We start from the raw sequence: 18,113 nt of genomic DNA, 5'->3' as shown, positions 1-18,113 counted from the left end.
AAAAACGCTGAAAACTTTTGAGCAGAGTCCTGATGCTGGCAAACACCGCGCATAACCCACCTGCTATTCGCTCATCGCCGCTGTTGCATAGGCTTGTAGCGCCTCGTTCAGATGGCACTGTGCTTGCTCGAAACTGAAACGCTTTATCGCCTCCTCAAGTGGCGCAAAGCCATTTGCAAACGCGCCCCGCAACAACACGGAATGTCGGGAGAAGTAATGGACAGCGTCCCCATCGGACTCACCCAGCAGCGCATCGAGCGTGCGACACACTTCGTTCAACCGGGGCAAGTCAACCTGCATTGACGGTGATTCGACCTTTGCCGGCAATTGCTCGCGCAGTTGGCCCAGGAGCGCCGCCAAGGGTTGGGTCAACCTCTCCAGGCATACTTGCAACATCTCAGCCGGCTGCCTGATGCGCAGCGCTTGCTCCAATGCATGCGCTGCTTGCGCGACGGTGTCGGCGCCGATGGTTGCGGATACACCTTTGCAGCTATGTGCCAACAGCTCCGCTCTTTCCAGATCGCCCGTCGCCAGCGTCACGTTCAACTGTTCCAGCAGAAGGCTCTGGTCGGCCAGGTAATTGCGCAATAAATCCAGATACAAAGGGTGATTGCCCAACACCCGCCGCATTCCCGCTTCCGTATCCACGCCGTCGAGACTGAACTTGGCATTGGTAACGTGTGCAGCCGGGGTTGGCTTACGTGTATGAGCGCCACCGTGGCTGATCGGCGCGTCACTCAGCCAGCGTCGCAACATCGCGTAAAGCGCCTGCGGCTCGAAAGGCTTGCTGACAAAATCGTTCATACCGGCGGCCAGACAAGCGTCATGGTCACTACGCCGGGCATTGGCCGTTATCGCAATGACCGGCAACGCGCTCAATCCGGGCCGCTGGCGCAATTGGCGGGTGGCGGCCAGGCCATCGAGCACCGGCATCTGCATGTCCATGAACACCAGGTCATATTCTTCTGCCGCCAGCCGCTCTAACGCTTTGCGACCATCGAACGCAATATCGACACTGCAGCCCACTGCCCGCAGCAACTCGGCGGCAACCTGCTGGTTCAGCTCGTTGTCTTCCACCAGCAAGATACGAGTGCCGTCGGCCACCTTCCAATCACTGCGGTGCGGTGTGTGGGACAGGTTGTCGATGACGTCGTCCTGGGCCAATTGCAAACGGACCTCAAACCAGAATGTACTGCCCTCGCCCAGTTCACTTTGAACACCCACCTGCCCGCCCATCAGCTCGGCCAATTGTTTGGCAATCGCCAGCCCCAGACCCGTTCCGCCAAAGCGCCTGGTGATCGAGGCATCTGCCTGTTGAAAGGACTGGAACAGGACTTCCAGTTGCTCGGCGGATAAGCCGATGCCAGTGTCCGTCACGCTGAAGTACAACAGCACATCATCCTGGCTGGCCTGACGCAGGTTGACCTCTATGCGGATCTGCCCCCGTTCAGTGAACTTCACCGCGTTGCTGAGGAAGTTCAGCAGCACCTGACGCAGCCGCAGCGGATCGCCACACAAGCGCTCAGGGACATCCGCCCCGGTGTTGAGGCGCAGATCCAGGCGTTTATCGGCAATGCGGGGACGAACCTGGTCAACCACTTCTTCCAGCAACGCAGTCAGACTGAAGTTACAGACATCCAGCTGAAGCTTGCCTGCCTCGATCTTGGAAAAGTCCAGGACATCGTCAAGAACGCCCAGCAAGTGTCGGCTGGAGCTCTGTACCTTGCTCAGATAATCACGTTGGCGTTCGTTCAGCTCCGTGCGCAAGGTCAGATGCGTCATGCCGATGATGGCGTTCATCGGTGTGCGGATCTCGTGGCTCATATTGGCCAGGAACTCCGACTTGATTCGTGCGCTCTCCTCGGCGAGTAGCTGCGCTTGCTGCATTTCGGCGGCTGCGGCCTGGTGGGCGGAAATGTCTTCGACGATCCAGATCGAACCACGGGACAGGTCACCGGGCGCGATGGCACGTGCGCTCAGGCTCCCCCAAAAGCTGGTGGAGTCCTTGCGGCACAGTTGCAGATGCTGATGATAAATTTCGCCGCTGTTGAGGGTCGCCCGAACCTGTGCTTCCAATGCAACCTTCGTCTCTGCCCACACGACCTGATCCAGCCAACTCACCGGGGAACATTGCAATTGCTCGCCCGGCGTAAAGCCGAAGAGTTCGTCCAGGCGCAAATTGGCCTGCACAATCACGCCACCCTGCACCAGCGCGATACCACAAGGCGCCGCCGTGACGATTGCTTGTTGTTGCTCGTGCGCTTCACGCAGACGGCGCTCGTCCGCTTTGCGCTGGGTGAGATCGCGAATCGCAACACACAGGCATTCACCGCGATCCTGCCGTGCGGGCAGCAGGCAGAGACGTAATTCCACAGGGAACTCACTGTCATCCGCGCGACGCGCAATGACTTCGACCGGGTCGAGCACCTTGTCTATGCGCAACTGCTCAACCATCGATACGATCAGGTCACGTTGACTGTCCGGGAGCAGGACTTGATAGCTTTGGCCGAGCAAACTGCCAGGTGCATAACCAAACGTCACTTCACTTTGCTGATTCGCCAGAATCACACCATTTTCGTCAAACACGAGCAGCGCTTTAGGGGCGAACTCCACGATGCCGCGATACCAGCTCTCGGTGGCTTCCAGTGAATCCTGTCGTTGCTGCAGGATCTGCGCCTGGTCTTCCAGCTGCCGAGCCTGTCGGCGGGCCTGTTGTAACAGCTCTTGGTTGTGGAGTCGTTGTTGCACAAGGTGCAGCAACGTGCCAAGTCGCGCCGGCAGACTGTCGAGCAGCTTGAATTGGGCGGGATCCGGACGCTGAGTGAAATCAAGTTCAAGGCTGGCCAACTGCTGCCCCTCTTGCAGCAATGGCAAGCTGAAGTGCACTTGACCACTGCGTTGCACGTCGGGCACCGCATCAAACGACAAGACCGCGTGACAATTCAAACAATCCTGCAACCGCTGTTGCAGCGTCGCCGCAAAGGCCTGTGGGGTCGCGCACATTTGTAACGCCTGGGACAGTTCACCAAGGCGCACCTTCACCCAGTGCTGCCGGCGCAACTCTTCATTGACGTCAACATAGGCATCGAACGCTTCATTCAGTGCCACGACCTCGGCAAGGCCGGTGCGCGGCTCCGGTTCACCAACGGCCTCCCCGGCTTGCAGCCGGCGTATGCGCTCGGAAAGCCCCAGCAGCGGGACCACCAGTTGGCGTCGCAAAATGATCAGAAATGCCAACAGTGCGGCGCCCAGTGTAATCAACTGCATCAATACATTGATTCGGCTGGCCAGTTCGGCCTTCTTCCGGGCAACCTTGAAGTCGTTATTGAAGCGTTCGCTTGTTTCCGTGATCAGCTGATTCAGCGCATCCGCGAAACCCCACTCGGAGTTAATGTAAGAGGTACCGGAAAGCAGTGACGGCCCCCCACGATGGAAACTTTCCCGCATGGCCAGACGCTCCATATCCGTCTGTTTTACATCCATGACTTCGACCGCTTTGAGCAATTGCTCTTCTGTATCGCTCAGTCCCATCGCACGGAAATCCTGTGCAACTTCTTTAAACTTCCGGCCTTGTTGCCATTTTTGGTTGTATCGGGTGAGAAACAACTCGTCGCCTGTAGTGACATACAGACGAGCCAACTGGGTCAGTTCACGGTTGAGGGTGCCTATCTGGGCAATGGTGGTAATGCTTTGGTGACGTCGATCAGTGGCTTGCGCTGCCTGCTTCCCGAAGTACTCATCCACTGCCAGGGTCATCAGGCAGGCAGCTAATGCCAGCCCAAATCCTATAGAGATGAGTTTGCTCAGACGTTCCAGGCTCACGAGATTCTCCTGCCGACATTGCCCCGACCCACGTCGAAAGCTCATCGAGCAGTAAACCGCGACCTCTTGGGCTGCGCTGTGAAATCCGCTGATCCATTATTTGGTTTGATGAAATAACGTTGAAAAACCGTGAATCGGGCGAAAAACGCCCGTGCCAGTGCTTCAAATGCGTACCCCCACGTCCCTGTGGGTGTTCGAGGGGATGGGGTATTACCGATTGAAGCGTTCAGCCAGGCTGTGCAAATACTCCGCCATACGTTCCAGTTCCTGGCTGATTTCCACGCCTTGCTTGGCCTGCCCGGCGCTGTGATCGCACAACTGGGCAATACGCGTGATCTGTTGATTGATGTCTTCAGCCACCTGGCTTTGCTCTTCCGATGCCGACGCCATCTGGTGACTCATTTCCGTGATTCGGCTGACAGCCCCGCTGATGCCGACAAGCGCTGACTGCACCGCCTCGACACTCTGCATGCTGTCACGAGAAATCTGTTCACCCCTGCTCGCGGTCACTACCGCCCGATCAGAGCCGGTTTGCAGGGAAGCGATGATTCCATGGATCTGCTCGGTCGAGGTCCGCGTACGTTGCGCCAAGGTGCGCACTTCGTCGGCGACAACCGCAAAACCCCGGCCATGCTCGCCTGCCCGAGCCGCTTCAATGGCCGCGTTCAGCGCCAATAGATTGGTTTGGTCGGCGATCGACGAAATCACATCCAGCACACTGCCTATTGACTGGGTCTCGCTCGCCAGCGCATTGACCGCCTGGCCAATTTCGCTCACAGCTTCACTCATGTTCATCATGGCTCGCAGACTTTGCTGCGCCACATCACCGCCCTCCCGCGCCAACTGATCCGCCTCGGATGCCGCATTCGCGGTGTTCTGCACGTTTTGCGTGACTTCCTGAATCGTCGCCGCCATCTGGGAGATAGCTGCGGCCGATTGATCGGTTTCATTGCGCAGACGATCCAGAGACTTCGCCTGCGAACCGGAAAGTTCAGAGGCCAGCCCTGCCTCGGCCTTTACACTCACCCCTGTATCGACCAGTCGGGTCAGCGCCGTTTGCAGACGTGCTTCTTCACTGAGCATGGCCAGATCCAACTGCCCTTGAACGCCGGGGTTGTCGCTGTAAGTGAGGGCTACCAATTGACTGGTAAAGGCTTTCGGATGTTCAGCCAGGGTGCGCTCGATGGTTCTGCGCTGACGGCGCTCGACCACGTACCAGGCAGCCATCAGACTCCCCGTCATCAGCGCCAGCGCCTGAGGTTGTGCAAGCCAGAGAACACCCGGCAATGAAACGGCACCGGCCAGGAAGAATGGCCAGCCGCGTTGAACCGGACGGCAAATGCGTGCACTTAATGCGACGGGGCTTTTTCCGGCACGCAGTCGGGCGTAGAGCGCGGTTGCACGTTGGATCTGGGCACTGGTCGGCAGTGAACGCACCGACTCATAACCACTGATTCGACCATTTTCATAGATGGCGGTGACATAGGCGTTGACCCAGTAGAAATCACCATTCTTCGAACGGTTCTTGACGATCCCCATCCAGGGTTTGCCTTGCCTGATGGTTTCCCACATGTGACCGAACACTGAAGGCGGCATATCGGGATGACGCACCAGGTTATGCGTCTGTCCGATAATTTCTTCGGATTCGAAACCGCTGATTGCAATAAATGCATCATTGCAATAGGTGATTCGGCTATCCAAATCCGTGGTAGAGATTAACTTTTGCTCAGCTGAAAAAACTCTTTCGCAATCAGTGACAGGTAAATTAACGCGCATAAGGCATCTCTGGCAGGTCCATGTTTGGATGAGGCCATCCCTGTGAATAATAGTGCGCAGCCCACTTTAAATTTAAACGGCTCGAAGTGTGCGAGTGCACCTCAAGTACCGGTTCGATATTTTCTGCTTCTGCGCAACGGTCACGAACGGATGGTTTTTTTGCAATTAGTACATGCCATCCAAAGAAACGCTCTGAAATGAGCAGTGGCCTGCCCGCCAGCGGTTGAAAAACGCTGAAAAACGCTGAAAAGTCATGAGGCTCACCCGTTTGCGCCCGTATCCATTGCGCCTTCCTGATAAGAAGCCAGAAGCTGCAGACCTTATTCAGGACCAGACGCCAGGCAGAAAAAAGCCCAGCGCGGGGGCTGGGCCTGGATGATCGGAGCCAACATTGTGCTTGACGGCCGGGATCAACGGCCACCCATGCGACGCCTGACCGGATCCTTACATCTCAACCTGCGTGCCCAGCTCTATCACCCGATTCAACGGCAACTTGAAGTACTTCAGGTTGCTGTTGGCGTTCTTGAGCAAAAAGGCGAACAGGCTTTCTCGCCACCGGGCCATGCCGATGCGCTTGGTCGGGATCACTGTTTCGCGGCTCAGGAAATAGGTGGTGCGCATCGGACTGAAATCCAGTTCAGCCAAATGACAGTGACTCAACGCCAACGGGACATCAGGCTCCTCGATAAAGCCAAAGTGCAAGTTCACCCGGAAAAATCCTTCGCCGTACGCTTCAACCTCGAACCGTCGATCAGTACTCACACGAGGGCTGTCTTCAGACACGACGGTGAGTAGCACCACTTGCTCATGCAAGACCTGGTTGTGCAGCAGGTTATGCAACAGGGCATGCGGAACGGCGTCGGCCCTCGCCGTCAGAAAGACCGCCGTACCTTGTACGCGATGAGGCGGCTGCGCCCGGATGCTGCTGATGAACAACGGTAGCGGTAATGCGGTTTCGTCCAATCGCTCAACAATGATCTTGCGACCCCGCTTCCAGGTGGTCATCAAAATGAACAAAGCAATGCCGGCAATCACCGGGAATGCACCACCCTGAAAAATCTTTGGTGCATTGGCCGCGAAGTACAGGCTGTCCACCAGCAGAAAACCGAGCAAAATCGGGATGGCCAGCCAGCGCGGAGTTTTCCAGAGCAGCAGGACGACCGCCGAAGACAGGATCGTGGTGATCAACATCGTGCCCGTCACCGCAACCCCATAAGCCGCGGCCAATGCACTGGACGACTCGAAACCCAGTACCAGCAACACAACACCGACCATCAGCGCCCAGTTAACGGTACCGATGTAAATCTGTCCCTGCTCCTGACTGGAGGTGTGCTGGATAAACATGCGAGGGACATACCCCAGCTGGATAGCCTGGCTAGTCAGGGAGAAAGCACCGGAGATTACCGCTTGAGACGCGATGACCGTCGCCAGTGTGGAGAGCGCGACCATCGGCAGCAGCGCCCAGCCCGGCGCGAGCAAATAAAATGGATTGCGCACCGCCTCAGGGTTTTCCAGGATCAAGGCACCCTGGCCGAAATAATTGAGTACCAATCCTGGCAACACCAAGATGAACCACGCCCGGGCAATGGGCTTGCGACCAAAGTGCCCCATATCGGCATACAGTGCTTCAGCACCGGTCAGCGCGAGTACCACGGCCCCCAGGATGGCCACGCCGATTCCCGGATGTGCGATAAAAAAATACGCGCCCCAGTAAGGGTTCAGCGCTTGCAGCACTTCCGGTCGCTGGACAATCCCATAGACACCCAGCGCACCCAACACGACAAACCACAGCACCATCACCGGGCCGAACAGGATGCCGATGCGGGCCGTGCCATGTTTCTGTATCAGGAACAGCGCCACCAGCACGATCACGGATAAAGGCACCACCCAGTGTTCGATTCCGTCAAACGCCAGCTGCAGCCCTTCAACCGCGGAGAGCACCGAAATAGCCGGGGTGATCATGCTGTCGCCGTAAAAAAGTGCCGCACCGAAGAGGCCAAGCAGAACGAGTATTTTACTCATGCGCGGATAAGGGGCGGCCGCGCGGCGGGCCAACGCGGTCAACGCCATGATGCCGCCTTCGCCCTGGTTGTTGGCACGCAGGATGAACAGCACGTACTTGATCGAGACGACCCAAATCAGTGACCAGAAAATCAACGACAGAATACCCAGCACGCCGTCGTGGTTGGCCTGAACGCCGTAATGCCCGGAAAACACTTCTTTGAGCGTGTAGAGGGGGCTGGTGCCGATGTCCCCGTAAACCACGCCGACCGCCGCGACGAGCAAGCCCAGTCCCGAGGTTTTGGATGGCAGGTTTTCATGTGCGCCGATTGCTGTCTGGCTCAAGGTTCGCGTCTCTCGAATGGAGGGCAGGACGTACATGCCGTCGTTGGGCACAACGACTTGCCTGGGCCACTGGAGCCACGAGGCGCATGGACGGTCTAGAAAACGCGGCCAGTATCTTTGAGGGCGAAAACAGCAGTCGTAAAGAAAGCGTAAAAAATCGACGAGACGAAGACTGTCCCTTCGAAACAGCGGATCGGTGCTTGAGCTAGATGGATCCGTTTTCCGGGGAGATGACTGTGTCGGGAGTGGCCTCAGCAGCCAGCTTCAAGCGGTCAGCCTTGCTGATGTATTTAGACTTGTTGACCGGTGCCAGTTTGGCACTCGCCTTTTTGGCGTGCGCCTGTAACAACTGTTTTATTTTTTTACGACGGTTCATATTTTTTGCTCGGTTTGTCAGTGTTCGAATGATATCAGCTTAAAACTTCGGGCCTGTGCCCCCTACCCCGACACGCGGCCAAAAACACGCCGGTGGTGAAGTTTAATCGTGTTTGAGGGTTTTTGATTCGGATTATCCCGCCACTGCGGGCAGCATCCGCCCCCGCATCAAAATCTGTATGAAAACTTCCACCACTGAGAACAGAACCAATGAGCATGTCGAATAGATGGATTGTGGGTATTGCTGCGAGCTGCGTATTTCAGGTCGGCTGTGTCTCGCAGGTCGCGCAGCCGGAGCAATACTCGGGCTTCCTGCCCAATTATCAGGGGCTGGAAGAGCAGACCACGTCGAGTGAACAGAAGGTCATGCGCTGGGTAGCGCCAGGGTTTGATCCGAAAGCCTACTCCACAGTCGTGTTCAAGCAAGTAGAGCTGTACCCATCGCCGAAACCGACCCAGCGCGTCAACCTGCAGACCCTGGAAGACGTTCAGGCCATGGCCAGCGACAGCATCCGAAATGCGTTCGCCCCCTCTTACACCGTCGTATCGGACACACAGCAAGTGCCGGCCGATTCGCGGACCCTGATCTTGCAAGCAGCGATCACCCACGTCAGCGCAAACAACGAAGGCATGCATTGGTATGAGGTTGTGCCGATCGCTGCCATTGTCGCGACGACACAAGCGGTCACCGGCCACCGTGATCAGACAGCCGAGATGTTTATCGAAGCCGATTTGATCGACGCAAAAACCGGTATGCCGGTTGCCAAGATGGTGCGCAAGGTATTCGGCGAGACCCTGGAAAACGAAAGCCAGCCAGTTGTCGCCAATGACTTCAAAGTTGCACTCAAAGGCATGACCAGCGACATGCAGGCTCTGCTTAACAAGCAGTAACAACCCCGCGATACCCCATTGCAAACGCTCAATTGCCTGCCATCCATGACCTTGGGTTGCACTGCGCATTTGACGGGCATGGGGTTTCAGTCGCCAGTCTCCCTAAGCAAACCGTTAGACGGCTTAACGATGTTTAACGAGAGTCCGACTTGATGAAAAAATTGACGTTTACCCTATCGGCCTTGGTATTGCTCGCCAGCTCCAGTGCGTTGGCGGTGACGGTGGTGCCACTAAAAGGCCAAACCTCCCAGACCATCCAGCAAGACACCGGCGCTTGCCAATCACAAGCCAATGCTCAATTCCCCATAGAAACCACGGTGCCATCCGGTGGCCGGGTAAAAGGCGCCACCACCGCTGCGGTCGCCGGAGCTGCTGCGGCGGAGGTCCGGGGTCAGCAACATGACAATGTCTACGACCAGATTGACGACGACATTCAGCAAGACTACCGCCAGAACAATGCGCGCAGCGCTGCGGCGGCAGGCGTCGTGGTCGGGGGATCGAGGCAACGCCAGGAACGCCGACAAAACGCTGGCACCACCGAGCAAAACATCACCGCCAACAACTCCGTGTACACCAGTTGCCTGCAACAGCGCGGCTACAACGTCTTGCCTTGATCCCAGGGTGGAGACGGACTCTTCGTTGCGATTGGCCATAAACAAGGCATAAAAAAACCCCACGTCCACCATGGAAGGACGTGGGGCAAAGGATTTGAAACGAGAGATGAGGATTGCTTATGCCACGACAGCGTCCACAATCCCCGACATCCATTTAAAACTGCATTGATCCGGACGCAAAGTTAATACGGATCAATAATGATTAGTGACCGGCCAGGCGCCCCGACTATTGATTACTGATGAACATTGCAATCACTGTTCAGCATTAAATCGACGATTGAATACCCCTGCGCAAATGCGAATCAGTTGAGCAAAGACGCCCGCCTGACTTGAGATTGCTGCCCCGCTCAAACCCCGCCTCGCACTTTTCGGATAGCGCAAATTACTCGTACCCAGCATCATTATTGGCTTCGATTGAAACCCGTGGATTTGCTCTTGCTTGATTCCAGTGAAATTTTTGATGGGCTATTTCAGCCTTGTATCGTGACGCTCTGCGCACCGGCTGCGCTTGCACGTGGATAGCTGTTCCTCTCTCCACAAGAGCGGATTGCGTCAAATCCAGCCTATCAAAACCATCTGTATACTCAGCCAGAACCAACTGAACGGAGGACTCCCATGCGTTACGCCTTCAAGTTGAAAAATGGTGCCAAGGCCCTTTTCGACCCGGACACCGCCCTGCTTTCCATCACCACTCCCCATGGAGATGTTCAAAACTCCACGTTGGGTAGAGCTGAGTCGCGTCTGCTGGACCTGCTGTTGATGGAACCTGGTCAGACCAAAAACCGTGAAGAGATCATCGACTACACCTGGAATGATCGCGTTGTCGCCTCTGGCAGTCTCAATCAGGCTGTTTTCTCCCTTAGAAACATTTTGAACGATAATCGGGATCACGAAATCCTGATGACGGTTCCTCGAAGAGGCTATTGCTTCAACCGTCAGTACGTCATCGAAGATCAAACAGATTTACCGGCGCCAATAGAAGTAGTCGGGCAACCTGATGCACCCGTCATTGAAGAGCCTGCACCCGCTGAAACTGTTGTACCGCTGATACCGCCAGAGAAAACCACAACATCCGGTTTTATCAACAAAGCCCAATCAATCGGTTATGTCCTGACGTTGGGGGTATGCGCCTTCGCGGGCTTCCACTCTGGCTTCGACACACCGAAGATAGAAATTTCCAGCATTGAACAGAACAACTTAGTCATCCATGCCGTCGGGCACAGCGTCGCCGAAGCTGAATCACTGAGGGATGATTCGGCGAAACAGGTTCAACAGGTTTCGCCAAACCTGAAAGGCCAGGTATGGCTGAATCGCTATAAATCTACCTATTCTGTTTCGTGCGTTCGCCCAGACATGAGCACAGCGAACTTACAACTCAATAGCGACCAAAAAGACCTTGCCTTGATGATTCGCCAATGTTTGGAAGCAACAATATGAAGCCAACGATACCTTCCTGGACTCACTGGATAGTTCTTGGGCTCATCAACGCTGCCTGTATTTTTTCCCTGTTCTATTCGCCCTCTTACTACATGGAAAATACCAGCTATCAAACCATCACCCGGCAATGGCTCGAAGATACCAATCAGCTCAACACTGAAGAGTATCTGACCATCGGACACGGCCGACTGACCCAAACCACTCTGGAAAGCCTGAACGGAAAAATTCGCAACGCTACTATTTCAGCGGATGTTGTTCGCGAAAGTAACCATCACGTTCAAATAAAGATCAGCAGCGTCAAGCTGAGTCAGGACAACGAATTGTTCGCCATTGAGAAGACACCCGATCTCTTCTTCAGGCGCCAATACGTACTCCAGGAAGGCGCCGTTCTTAACTACGAATTGATCCCTACCGCCAACAAAAGCGCCGTTTGTTTTTACGTGCATGAGTTGGGTCGGTTGCGCTGCATGAATCACTAAGCGTTTGCTGGCAAAAGGACCTGCCAGGCCTTGCCGTCCCTGTGCATTCAAGAAAAAATAAGAATTATTAACTTGAATCGGACATTCCCCGCATCTAAAGTCCCTCCTTTTTTCCTGGAGCCGTATGCGCTGTCACTCAGCGCGCACCACGGCTCCATGCTCCTGCAATCAATCTGAATGACACCCGGCAGTGCTGTCGGCAACCTCGAAAATATGAGTTTTTGATTTTAATAAGCAAGATGGCAGCGAGAGTATCCACTGACCAGGCCGTGGCAATGATGCGGCTGACATTATGCTTTTTCAGAAAATTCATTAACAAGGAAGCACGTCAATGCTGATGAAAAACCTCGCCACCGCATCGTTTGGTGTAATGCTTTCTCTGAAGGCCATGGCCACTGACAAAGAACTTTACAACGCCGACATGACACGCATTGAAAGCAACAAAAATTCGCTGAGCGAAGAACAGGCCGATTACAAGATTTGTTCAGACTACCGTGTGGACGAGTATTTTGCCTTTGACGCATCGGCCATTGGCTCGGCCAGTCAACAGACGGCTATCTTTGGTTCGAACATTGCACCGGAAAAACTACAAAGCCTGTTGGATTTACCTTTGAACGATACGTATGTTTTTTCAGCCGCGTTAGCACTTGCGCCGGATTCAGTGAAGTCGATGTCTGAAACACTCACAACCTCATCGATCTGACCGCCAGGACCGAGGCCAAGTCAGGTGCCTCTACTTAGAACTATCCATTTAGCTGAAGAGCGTTCATTCCATGTGCCGCACAATCCCTGATGAAGTCTTTCATGTAACGTCTACGCCGACGGACACTCCCCATCGCACGATTGGACGGTGGGAAATGAGCCTTACTCCGTCAGAGTATGAAGCCAGCATTCGACAGCATAAGGTCATTGATGGTCCCCGACTTCAATGCAGTCGACTGGAATTCGATTCTGCGGTAACACTGGTCAGCTCGGTACCTCATGGTTTTGTCAGCGTAGCCATTTCTCAATCTTCCGTGGGTCGCCCCACTGTCAATGATCACAAGTTGCGACCTAACGAAATCATCGTGTTGTACAGCGGCGAGCCCGTGCATTACGTTTGCGAGCCCAACGAAACACTTTTCACACTGACCACGACAATGGAACATTATGTCCAGTGCCTTGAAGGTCACTCGACCATCGACGTGCTTGCCGGTCGAAACGAGCATCGTTTTCAGGTTGCAAACTTCAAATTGATGCAATCGGCCATTGAGGCCATCAATGCTCACTTTATCGATGCCAATAACACCCCTTTACAACAGCGCAGCGGTTCAGAGATCTCAGCCATTGAAGATGCGTTGCTGACGTCCCTGCTAACAGCACTGAGACCGGCCGGTCGTTCCGCGCTTCGTACTCCGACACGCAGAAAAGTCGCGATCGAAGCCATCGAGTACATTCATCAGAATTCAAAAAAGGCGCTTTGCATGAAAGCGCTGGTCAGACAGCTTGAAACCACCACGCGCACCTTGCATCACGGCTTTGTCGAAACGTTCGGGATTTCACCGATCGCTTACGTGCGAAACCTGAGACTCGCCAATGTCCGCCGGGATTTGATCTGCAACACATGGCCAACCGTTACCGAAACGGCGATGTATTGGAATTTTCACCATCTCAGCCGATTCTCCAAGGCGTATCAGGATGCTTATGGGGAGATCCCCTCAGAAACGGCCCGACGTAATGCCGCCAGGCTGTCAACGTCCAACCGCTGAGCAAACAAAGGGGCGAGTGAACGCTATTCCGAGTCTAAAAATAACAATCAATAATTTTCATCCGCCAACCTGAATTGCCAGCATTGCTTATTTCTAATTCAAGGAGATAGGCATGCGATATCGGCTCAACTCACTTCCGCTCAAACAGAAAGTCATCTTCTGCCTCGCCGCCTATTTGTGTGGTGTCGCGTTAGCCTGGTTAATCGACGGCTTCTAACGCGCACCCTCACTTCGGGCCAGATCTCTTTTTGGAGTTTTCATGATCGCCGCGTATAAAGCCTTGCTGAAAAGACACTCGTTAGCTTTATGCGCAACCGCTGCCGTGGGTACGGCCGCATGGTTTTTTGCCGGGGGGCTTGCAGAGAACCTGATAGAAAAGCGCTTGAAAAACATCCATGAAGATTTCAGTTCCGCTCAAGTCGAACCCAACAGCCAGATCAGTAAAGCGTTGGAAGCCCTCAGCGGCATTGATCGTTCCAGCCAGGATTGCTCCAGCGAGCAGTATTCCCAAATAGCGAATTCGGTAAAAAACTTTCGTTTCATTTATCAGGCGGCGGTCCAGCTCGATAACGGCAAGATCTGCTCTTCCTACGGCCAGGAGATCGCTTCGGTAGCCGTGGGACACGAAAAGAATTGGCGCCCCGTCAACGGGCGAGTCTATGAAATGAGTTCCGCCCCGCAAGCCTCCGCGGATACGGACTTCATCATCATTTCGCAGCAATCAGCTTACGTGTGGGTCAACAAGGAAATACTCCTGGATAACCTGAACATCCCGCAGGATGTGCAACTGGAGCTCCAAGGCCCAGACGGCGTGTGGCCCATGACCTCAACGAGCCGCCCCCACCTGAACATGCAACAACCCTTGCCCCTTGAAGAGCTCGTCACCACGGCAGACTACGTCTATGTCGCTTTTCCGGGCAGTCACAACGCACTGATCTCGGTCATTTCACTGCCGGTGAGTGATCTCACAGGTCTCAAGTGGAAGCTATTCATTGCCCTGGCTTTCATGGCGGCAGCCCTGCTGTACATCACCTGGCGAATCCAGCGGTATTGCACCTCGACCGTCGTTCAACTGCGCAAGGCCATCAGGGCGAACAAGCTGGATGTTCATTACCAGCCTATCGTCAATTTGAGGACGGGCAATCTGGTCGGTGCCGAATCGCTTTCTCGCTGGAACACCAACGGCGTCGCCATTGCGGCAGACGTGTTCATCGAGGCGGCAGAGCGTTCCGAGTTGATCTGCGAGCTGACGCGCTCGGTCATACGCCAGGTCGCCGAGGACTACAGCACCTATCTTTGGGCGTGCAAGGATTTCTACATCACCATCAATCTTTCCGCCCAAGACATTCTCGACCCAACCTTTCCGGAGTTCGTGGCCAGCATCATGGCGACGTACAACATGCCGGCGTCCATCATCGTTTTTGAAGTCACCGAAAGAGCGCTGCTGGACCAGAAAACCGCAGCGGTCCAATTGCACAAACTTCGAGCGTACGGGCACCTTATTGCGCTCGATGACTTCGGTACCGGCTACTCCAGTCTCTCGCTCATTGAATCCGTCCCCGTCGACATCCTGAAAATCGATCGCTCATTCATCGAGCACGACAAGATCGCGGCCCCGGATGCCCTGTGGCGCCATATTGCCAATATTGCCAGGGCGCTGAAGCTCAAGGTCGTCGCCGAAGGCGTAGAGACTCAACTTCAACTCCCGCACCTGGCGTCAGAAGGTGTGGTGTTGGCCCAAGGCTGGCTGTTTTCCAAGGCGCTCCCTGCCCAGGCATTGGCCAGACGCTATTTTCAATGCCCGATGATCCTCAATCCTCACGCGGATTGAGGCGGCTCAAAAATACCAATCAATGACTTCTATCAGGCGTTGTGTTCGCTCAAATTCCCGGCAAACACCTCACAATCGACAACCTGTAGAAGGACTACACCTCCCATGCTATTTCGAAACCTCGGCTTCGCTACCCTGCTTTCGTTGCTGTCTTTTCAGGCACTCGCTGACGATAAAGGTTTGTATCTTGGCGCCGGTGTCACCAGCATTGAAACCGACAAATCCCATTTGAGCGATGAAGACAACAGCTACAAGGTGTTTGCAGGTTATCGTTTGAACGGCTACCTGGCCTTCGAAGGTGCCTACGTTGATCTGGGCCAGTTCGAGGACAAGGACCTCGATTTCGACGGTAAATCTGTACAGGCCGCCGCCCACCTCGGCTTTCCGCTGGGTGATCGTGTGCGACTGTTCGGTATCGTTGGCGCCCATGCCTGGGACGCCGATGGCAATGCCTCCGATGATGACACTGGCGTTGACCTGACCTACGGTGCCGGCGTTGAGTTTGATGTGTTTCGCAACATCGGTATTCGCGCTGAATACGAAGTGCTGGAAGTCGGCGACATCGACCTGAACCAGACAACTGCTTCGGCCTACGTGTTGTTCTGATGTTTGTTTGAGCAGAGCGGCCCTGAGGGTCGCTCTGCTCCAATCACGCTCAAACCTGCTTCAACGCCCCTTCGAACGCTGGTGTCAGCCCTGACAACTCCAGCTTGCGCACAAAATCCCCCAGACGCTGTTGCTTGTAGGCGTCCACGTCCATGTCACGGTAGTCGTAGAATCCCTGTCCATCGCGCAAGCCATTGCGGCCGTTTTGCATATTGTCGGCGATGACCTGCGGCGATTCGAAACGTGGTGACAGCGCACCACTGAGGTAGCGCGAGGCGTAGTACAAAATGTCGCCGCCGCCCCAGTCGATAAACTCCAGCAGCCCCAGCACCGAGAAACGCAGCCCGAAGCCGACACGCACCGCGGTGTCGATGTCTTCTGCGCTGGCCACACCCTCCTCCACCATCCGTGCAGCCTCGTTCATCACCAACGCCTGGATGCGCGGCACGATGTAGCCAGCCACTGGATTGCACACCACCGCTACCTTGCCGATTCGCTTGAGCAATTGCAGCAGTCGCTCGACCACGTGCGGGCAGGTCGCGTCGCTGCGGCTGACTTCCACCAGCGGCATCAGGTACGCAGGGTTGAGCCAGTGCGCATTCACAAAGCGCTGCGGTTCACTGACCATTTCGCTCAGTTCGGTAACGAGAAACGTCGACGTGGTCGAGGCGATGATGGTCGACGCCCGAACATGCTCGCTGACCCAGGCGAAGGTCTCCTGCTTGACCCCGATGATTTCCGGCACTGCTTCGAACACCAGGTCGCACTGAGGCAGTGTCGCCGCGGCCTGGGATTTTGATTGCACCGTCAGCCGGGCTAGCGCGATGTCCGCCTGATCCCCCTCGAGCACACCCAGGCGTACCAGCATCTGCAGTTCGCTGCGGATGTTGTTCCGCACGCGCTCGAAGTAGCCGCGCCGCTCATCCTCGGCGCGATCCTTGATGTCGATCAGATTGACCGGCAGACCGGCATGGATGAACGCCAACGCAATACCCTCGCCCATCCGGCCAGCACCGACCACGCTGACATGCGGCAGCACGGCGTTCATCAGTTGTAGCCCTTGGTCAGCAACTCGGTCATCTGTGCCCGGCTCAGCGTCGCAAGACCGAGGTTTTCCAGGGTGCGGCCTTCGGCGTAGAGATCACGACAGGCGACGACCGAGGCGATGCTCAACAAGCCCTGCGCAACCGGCGTCGGTACGCAGGCCCAACGACCGACGGACACCAGGAAGGACAACCCCAGGCGGGTGTCTTCGAGCATGTAGCGATGCTTCTGCAGGTCGATGTCTTCACGCCAGTCGCCACTGTCGGTCAACTTGCCGTGAGCGCCGCGACCGTACATCCACTCGTCGCCTTCGGTGGTGTTGTAGTGGTCGGCCAGCGGGAAGTGCGGTGCGCCGTAGGTCAGTGCTTCACGCACGGCCATGCGCTCGGCATCCAGCTGATTGGTCACGCGGCGGATCGACGGCTGGGTGCCTTCGTTGTGAATGTCCCAGGCCTCGAAATGCTCCAGGGGACCGGCGTTCATCATGATCAGCGGCGGGTGAATGATGGGACCCGCGTTCATCAGCGCACCGCTCAGGGTATCTTCGATTGGCTCGACGCTTGGGTAGGCTTCACGCAGCACCGCGAAAGCATGCTCGGACAGGTTGCTCGGGAATACGCCGGTCGGCAGGCGAGTGGCGTAGCCGCTGATCACCAGATCGCTGGCACCGTGCTTGCGCACCAGGTACGGCAGCGTACCGGTCTCGGCAAAGGCCACCTTGCTGTGGTTGCCCGCATCGACCATGGCCTTGGCGAACACGTAGCTGCCGAAAGTGCCTGGCGGCAGGAACACCACCTGACCGTCGTGCAGGTGCGGCGCGACGTGTTTGGCCAGGTCTTCATGGGAAGTCGACGGCAACGGGATGATCACCAGCTGCGCATCGGCCAGGGCTTCGGCCAGGTCGTCGGTGAACGACAGTTTGTCGCCGGGCTGGCCGACGGACAATTTGCGAGTGCCCTTGTAGTCCTTGATGGTCAGGCTGCCGATGGCCAGCAGCGCCTTGAGCGCGGCGGAGTCTCGACGCCACAGGCGGGTCTGGTGCCCTTTTTCAGCCATTTCGACAGCAGCGGCGTAACAGCCGTGACCACCACCCAGCACGGTAATATTCATGCAGATACTCCTTTTTGTTAGAGACTCGATCCTA

At 55.8% G+C, this 18,113-nt stretch carries 13 protein-coding genes and 2 pseudogenes; 8 read left to right on the top strand and 7 right to left on the bottom strand.

All coding sequences use genetic code 11. From position 1 onward, the window contains the following. Positions 1–63: 63 nt before the first annotated feature. From CKW19_RS09935 to CKW19_RS09920, 5 genes and pseudogenes are all read right to left on the bottom strand, one after another. A complete protein-coding gene (locus CKW19_RS09935; protein WP_160012831.1) occupies positions 64–3,822 on the bottom strand; it encodes an ATP-binding protein in 3,759 nt (1,252 codons plus the stop codon). A gap of 210 nt (positions 3,823–4,032) precedes the next feature. Beyond that, positions 4,033–5,016: pseudogene (locus tag CKW19_RS29470) on the bottom strand (methyl-accepting chemotaxis protein); the annotation flags it as partial. Positions 5,017–5,316: 300 nt separating this feature from the next. Continuing rightward, positions 5,317–5,598: pseudogene (locus tag CKW19_RS29465) on the bottom strand (PAS domain-containing protein); the annotation flags it as partial. 444 nt (positions 5,599–6,042) lie between these two features. Beyond that, positions 6,043–7,884, bottom strand: a complete 1,842-nt coding sequence (locus CKW19_RS09925; protein WP_371856280.1) for a potassium transporter Kup — start codon at positions 7,882–7,884, stop codon at positions 6,043–6,045. Positions 7,885–8,149: 265 nt separating this feature from the next. Continuing rightward, the gene (locus tag CKW19_RS09920; RefSeq protein WP_095057747.1) at positions 8,150–8,320 is read right to left on the bottom strand and encodes a DUF2986 domain-containing protein; all 171 of its coding nucleotides are present in this window, start codon (positions 8,318–8,320) and stop codon (positions 8,150–8,152) included. 209 nt (positions 8,321–8,529) lie between these two features. Between CKW19_RS09920 and CKW19_RS09915 the strand changes: the two genes are divergently transcribed. The 8 genes from CKW19_RS09915 to CKW19_RS09880 all read left to right on the top strand — a co-directional run bounded on the left by CKW19_RS09915 (position 8,530) and on the right by CKW19_RS09880 (position 15,925). Continuing rightward, a complete protein-coding gene (locus tag CKW19_RS09915; RefSeq protein ID WP_095057746.1) occupies positions 8,530–9,210 on the top strand; it encodes a DUF3313 domain-containing protein in 681 nt (226 codons plus the stop codon). 152 nt (positions 9,211–9,362) lie between these two features. Beyond that, on the top strand, positions 9,363–9,824 hold the full coding sequence (locus CKW19_RS09910) for a hypothetical protein (protein ID WP_095057745.1): 462 nt from the start codon (positions 9,363–9,365) through the stop codon (positions 9,822–9,824). 615 nt (positions 9,825–10,439) lie between these two features. Further along, complete coding sequence (locus CKW19_RS09905; RefSeq protein ID WP_095057744.1) at positions 10,440–11,261, top strand: winged helix-turn-helix domain-containing protein; 822 nt, start codon at positions 10,440–10,442, stop codon at positions 11,259–11,261. Continuing rightward, positions 11,258–11,740, top strand: coding sequence for a hypothetical protein (locus CKW19_RS09900; protein ID WP_095057743.1), 483 nt, complete (start codon positions 11,258–11,260; stop codon positions 11,738–11,740). The genes CKW19_RS09905 and CKW19_RS09900 overlap by 4 nt, the downstream gene beginning before the upstream one ends. Before the next feature lie 331 nt (positions 11,741–12,071). Next, positions 12,072–12,443: a hypothetical protein gene (locus CKW19_RS09895; RefSeq protein WP_095057742.1), complete on the top strand. Its 372-nt coding sequence runs from the start codon at positions 12,072–12,074 to the stop codon at positions 12,441–12,443. Between the two features lie 154 nt (positions 12,444–12,597). Beyond that, on the top strand, positions 12,598–13,488 hold the full coding sequence (locus CKW19_RS09890; RefSeq protein WP_095057741.1) for a helix-turn-helix domain-containing protein: 891 nt from the start codon (positions 12,598–12,600) through the stop codon (positions 13,486–13,488). Positions 13,489–13,747: 259 nt separating this feature from the next. After that, positions 13,748–15,319, top strand: a complete 1,572-nt coding sequence (locus tag CKW19_RS09885; RefSeq protein ID WP_095057740.1) for an EAL domain-containing protein — start codon at positions 13,748–13,750, stop codon at positions 15,317–15,319. A 105-nt stretch (positions 15,320–15,424) separates the two neighbouring features. Continuing rightward, on the top strand, positions 15,425–15,925 hold the full coding sequence (locus tag CKW19_RS09880) for an outer membrane beta-barrel protein (RefSeq protein WP_095057739.1): 501 nt from the start codon (positions 15,425–15,427) through the stop codon (positions 15,923–15,925). 49 nt (positions 15,926–15,974) lie between these two features. On the opposite strand, the gene CKW19_RS09875 is transcribed toward CKW19_RS09880, so the two are convergent. Together CKW19_RS09875 and CKW19_RS09870 are read right to left on the bottom strand one after the other, a co-directional pair. Next, positions 15,975–16,973, bottom strand: a complete 999-nt coding sequence (locus CKW19_RS09875) for a 3-hydroxybutyryl-CoA dehydrogenase (RefSeq protein ID WP_095057738.1) — start codon at positions 16,971–16,973, stop codon at positions 15,975–15,977. Further along, positions 16,973–18,079 carry an NAD/NADP-dependent octopine/nopaline dehydrogenase family protein gene (locus CKW19_RS09870; protein WP_095057737.1) on the bottom strand — a complete coding sequence of 369 codons (1,107 nt, stop codon included), beginning with the start codon at positions 18,077–18,079 and terminating at the stop codon, positions 16,973–16,975. The genes CKW19_RS09875 and CKW19_RS09870 overlap by 1 nt, the downstream gene beginning before the upstream one ends. Between the last annotated feature and the right edge of the window lie 34 nt (positions 18,080–18,113).

The sequence above is a fragment of the Pseudomonas sp. Irchel s3f7 genome, from assembly GCF_900187615.1.
Classification (GTDB): domain Bacteria; phylum Pseudomonadota; class Gammaproteobacteria; order Pseudomonadales; family Pseudomonadaceae; genus Aquipseudomonas.
This window is presented reverse-complemented; position numbering and strand designations above follow the sequence as displayed.

Coding starts and splice junctions, on each gene's coding strand:
- CKW19_RS09895 (WP_095057742.1), top strand. CDS start 12,072: ATGCTGATGAAAAACCTCGCCACCGCATCGTTTGGTGTAATGCTTTCT.
- CKW19_RS09900 (WP_095057743.1), top strand. CDS start 11,258: ATGAAGCCAACGATACCTTCCTGGACTCACTGGATAGTTCTTGGGCTC.
- CKW19_RS09905 (WP_095057744.1), top strand. CDS start 10,440: ATGCGTTACGCCTTCAAGTTGAAAAATGGTGCCAAGGCCCTTTTCGAC.
- CKW19_RS09915 (WP_095057746.1), top strand. CDS start 8,530: ATGAGCATGTCGAATAGATGGATTGTGGGTATTGCTGCGAGCTGCGTA.
- CKW19_RS09875 (WP_095057738.1), bottom strand. CDS start 16,973: ATGAACGCCGTGCTGCCGCATGTCAGCGTGGTCGGTGCTGGCCGGATG.
- CKW19_RS09920 (WP_095057747.1), bottom strand. CDS start 8,320: ATGAACCGTCGTAAAAAAATAAAACAGTTGTTACAGGCGCACGCCAAA.
- CKW19_RS09910 (WP_095057745.1), top strand. CDS start 9,363: ATGAAAAAATTGACGTTTACCCTATCGGCCTTGGTATTGCTCGCCAGC.
- CKW19_RS09890 (WP_095057741.1), top strand. CDS start 12,598: ATGAGCCTTACTCCGTCAGAGTATGAAGCCAGCATTCGACAGCATAAG.
- CKW19_RS09885 (WP_095057740.1), top strand. CDS start 13,748: ATGATCGCCGCGTATAAAGCCTTGCTGAAAAGACACTCGTTAGCTTTA.
- CKW19_RS09870 (WP_095057737.1), bottom strand. CDS start 18,079: ATGAATATTACCGTGCTGGGTGGTGGTCACGGCTGTTACGCCGCTGCT.
- CKW19_RS09880 (WP_095057739.1), top strand. CDS start 15,425: ATGCTATTTCGAAACCTCGGCTTCGCTACCCTGCTTTCGTTGCTGTCT.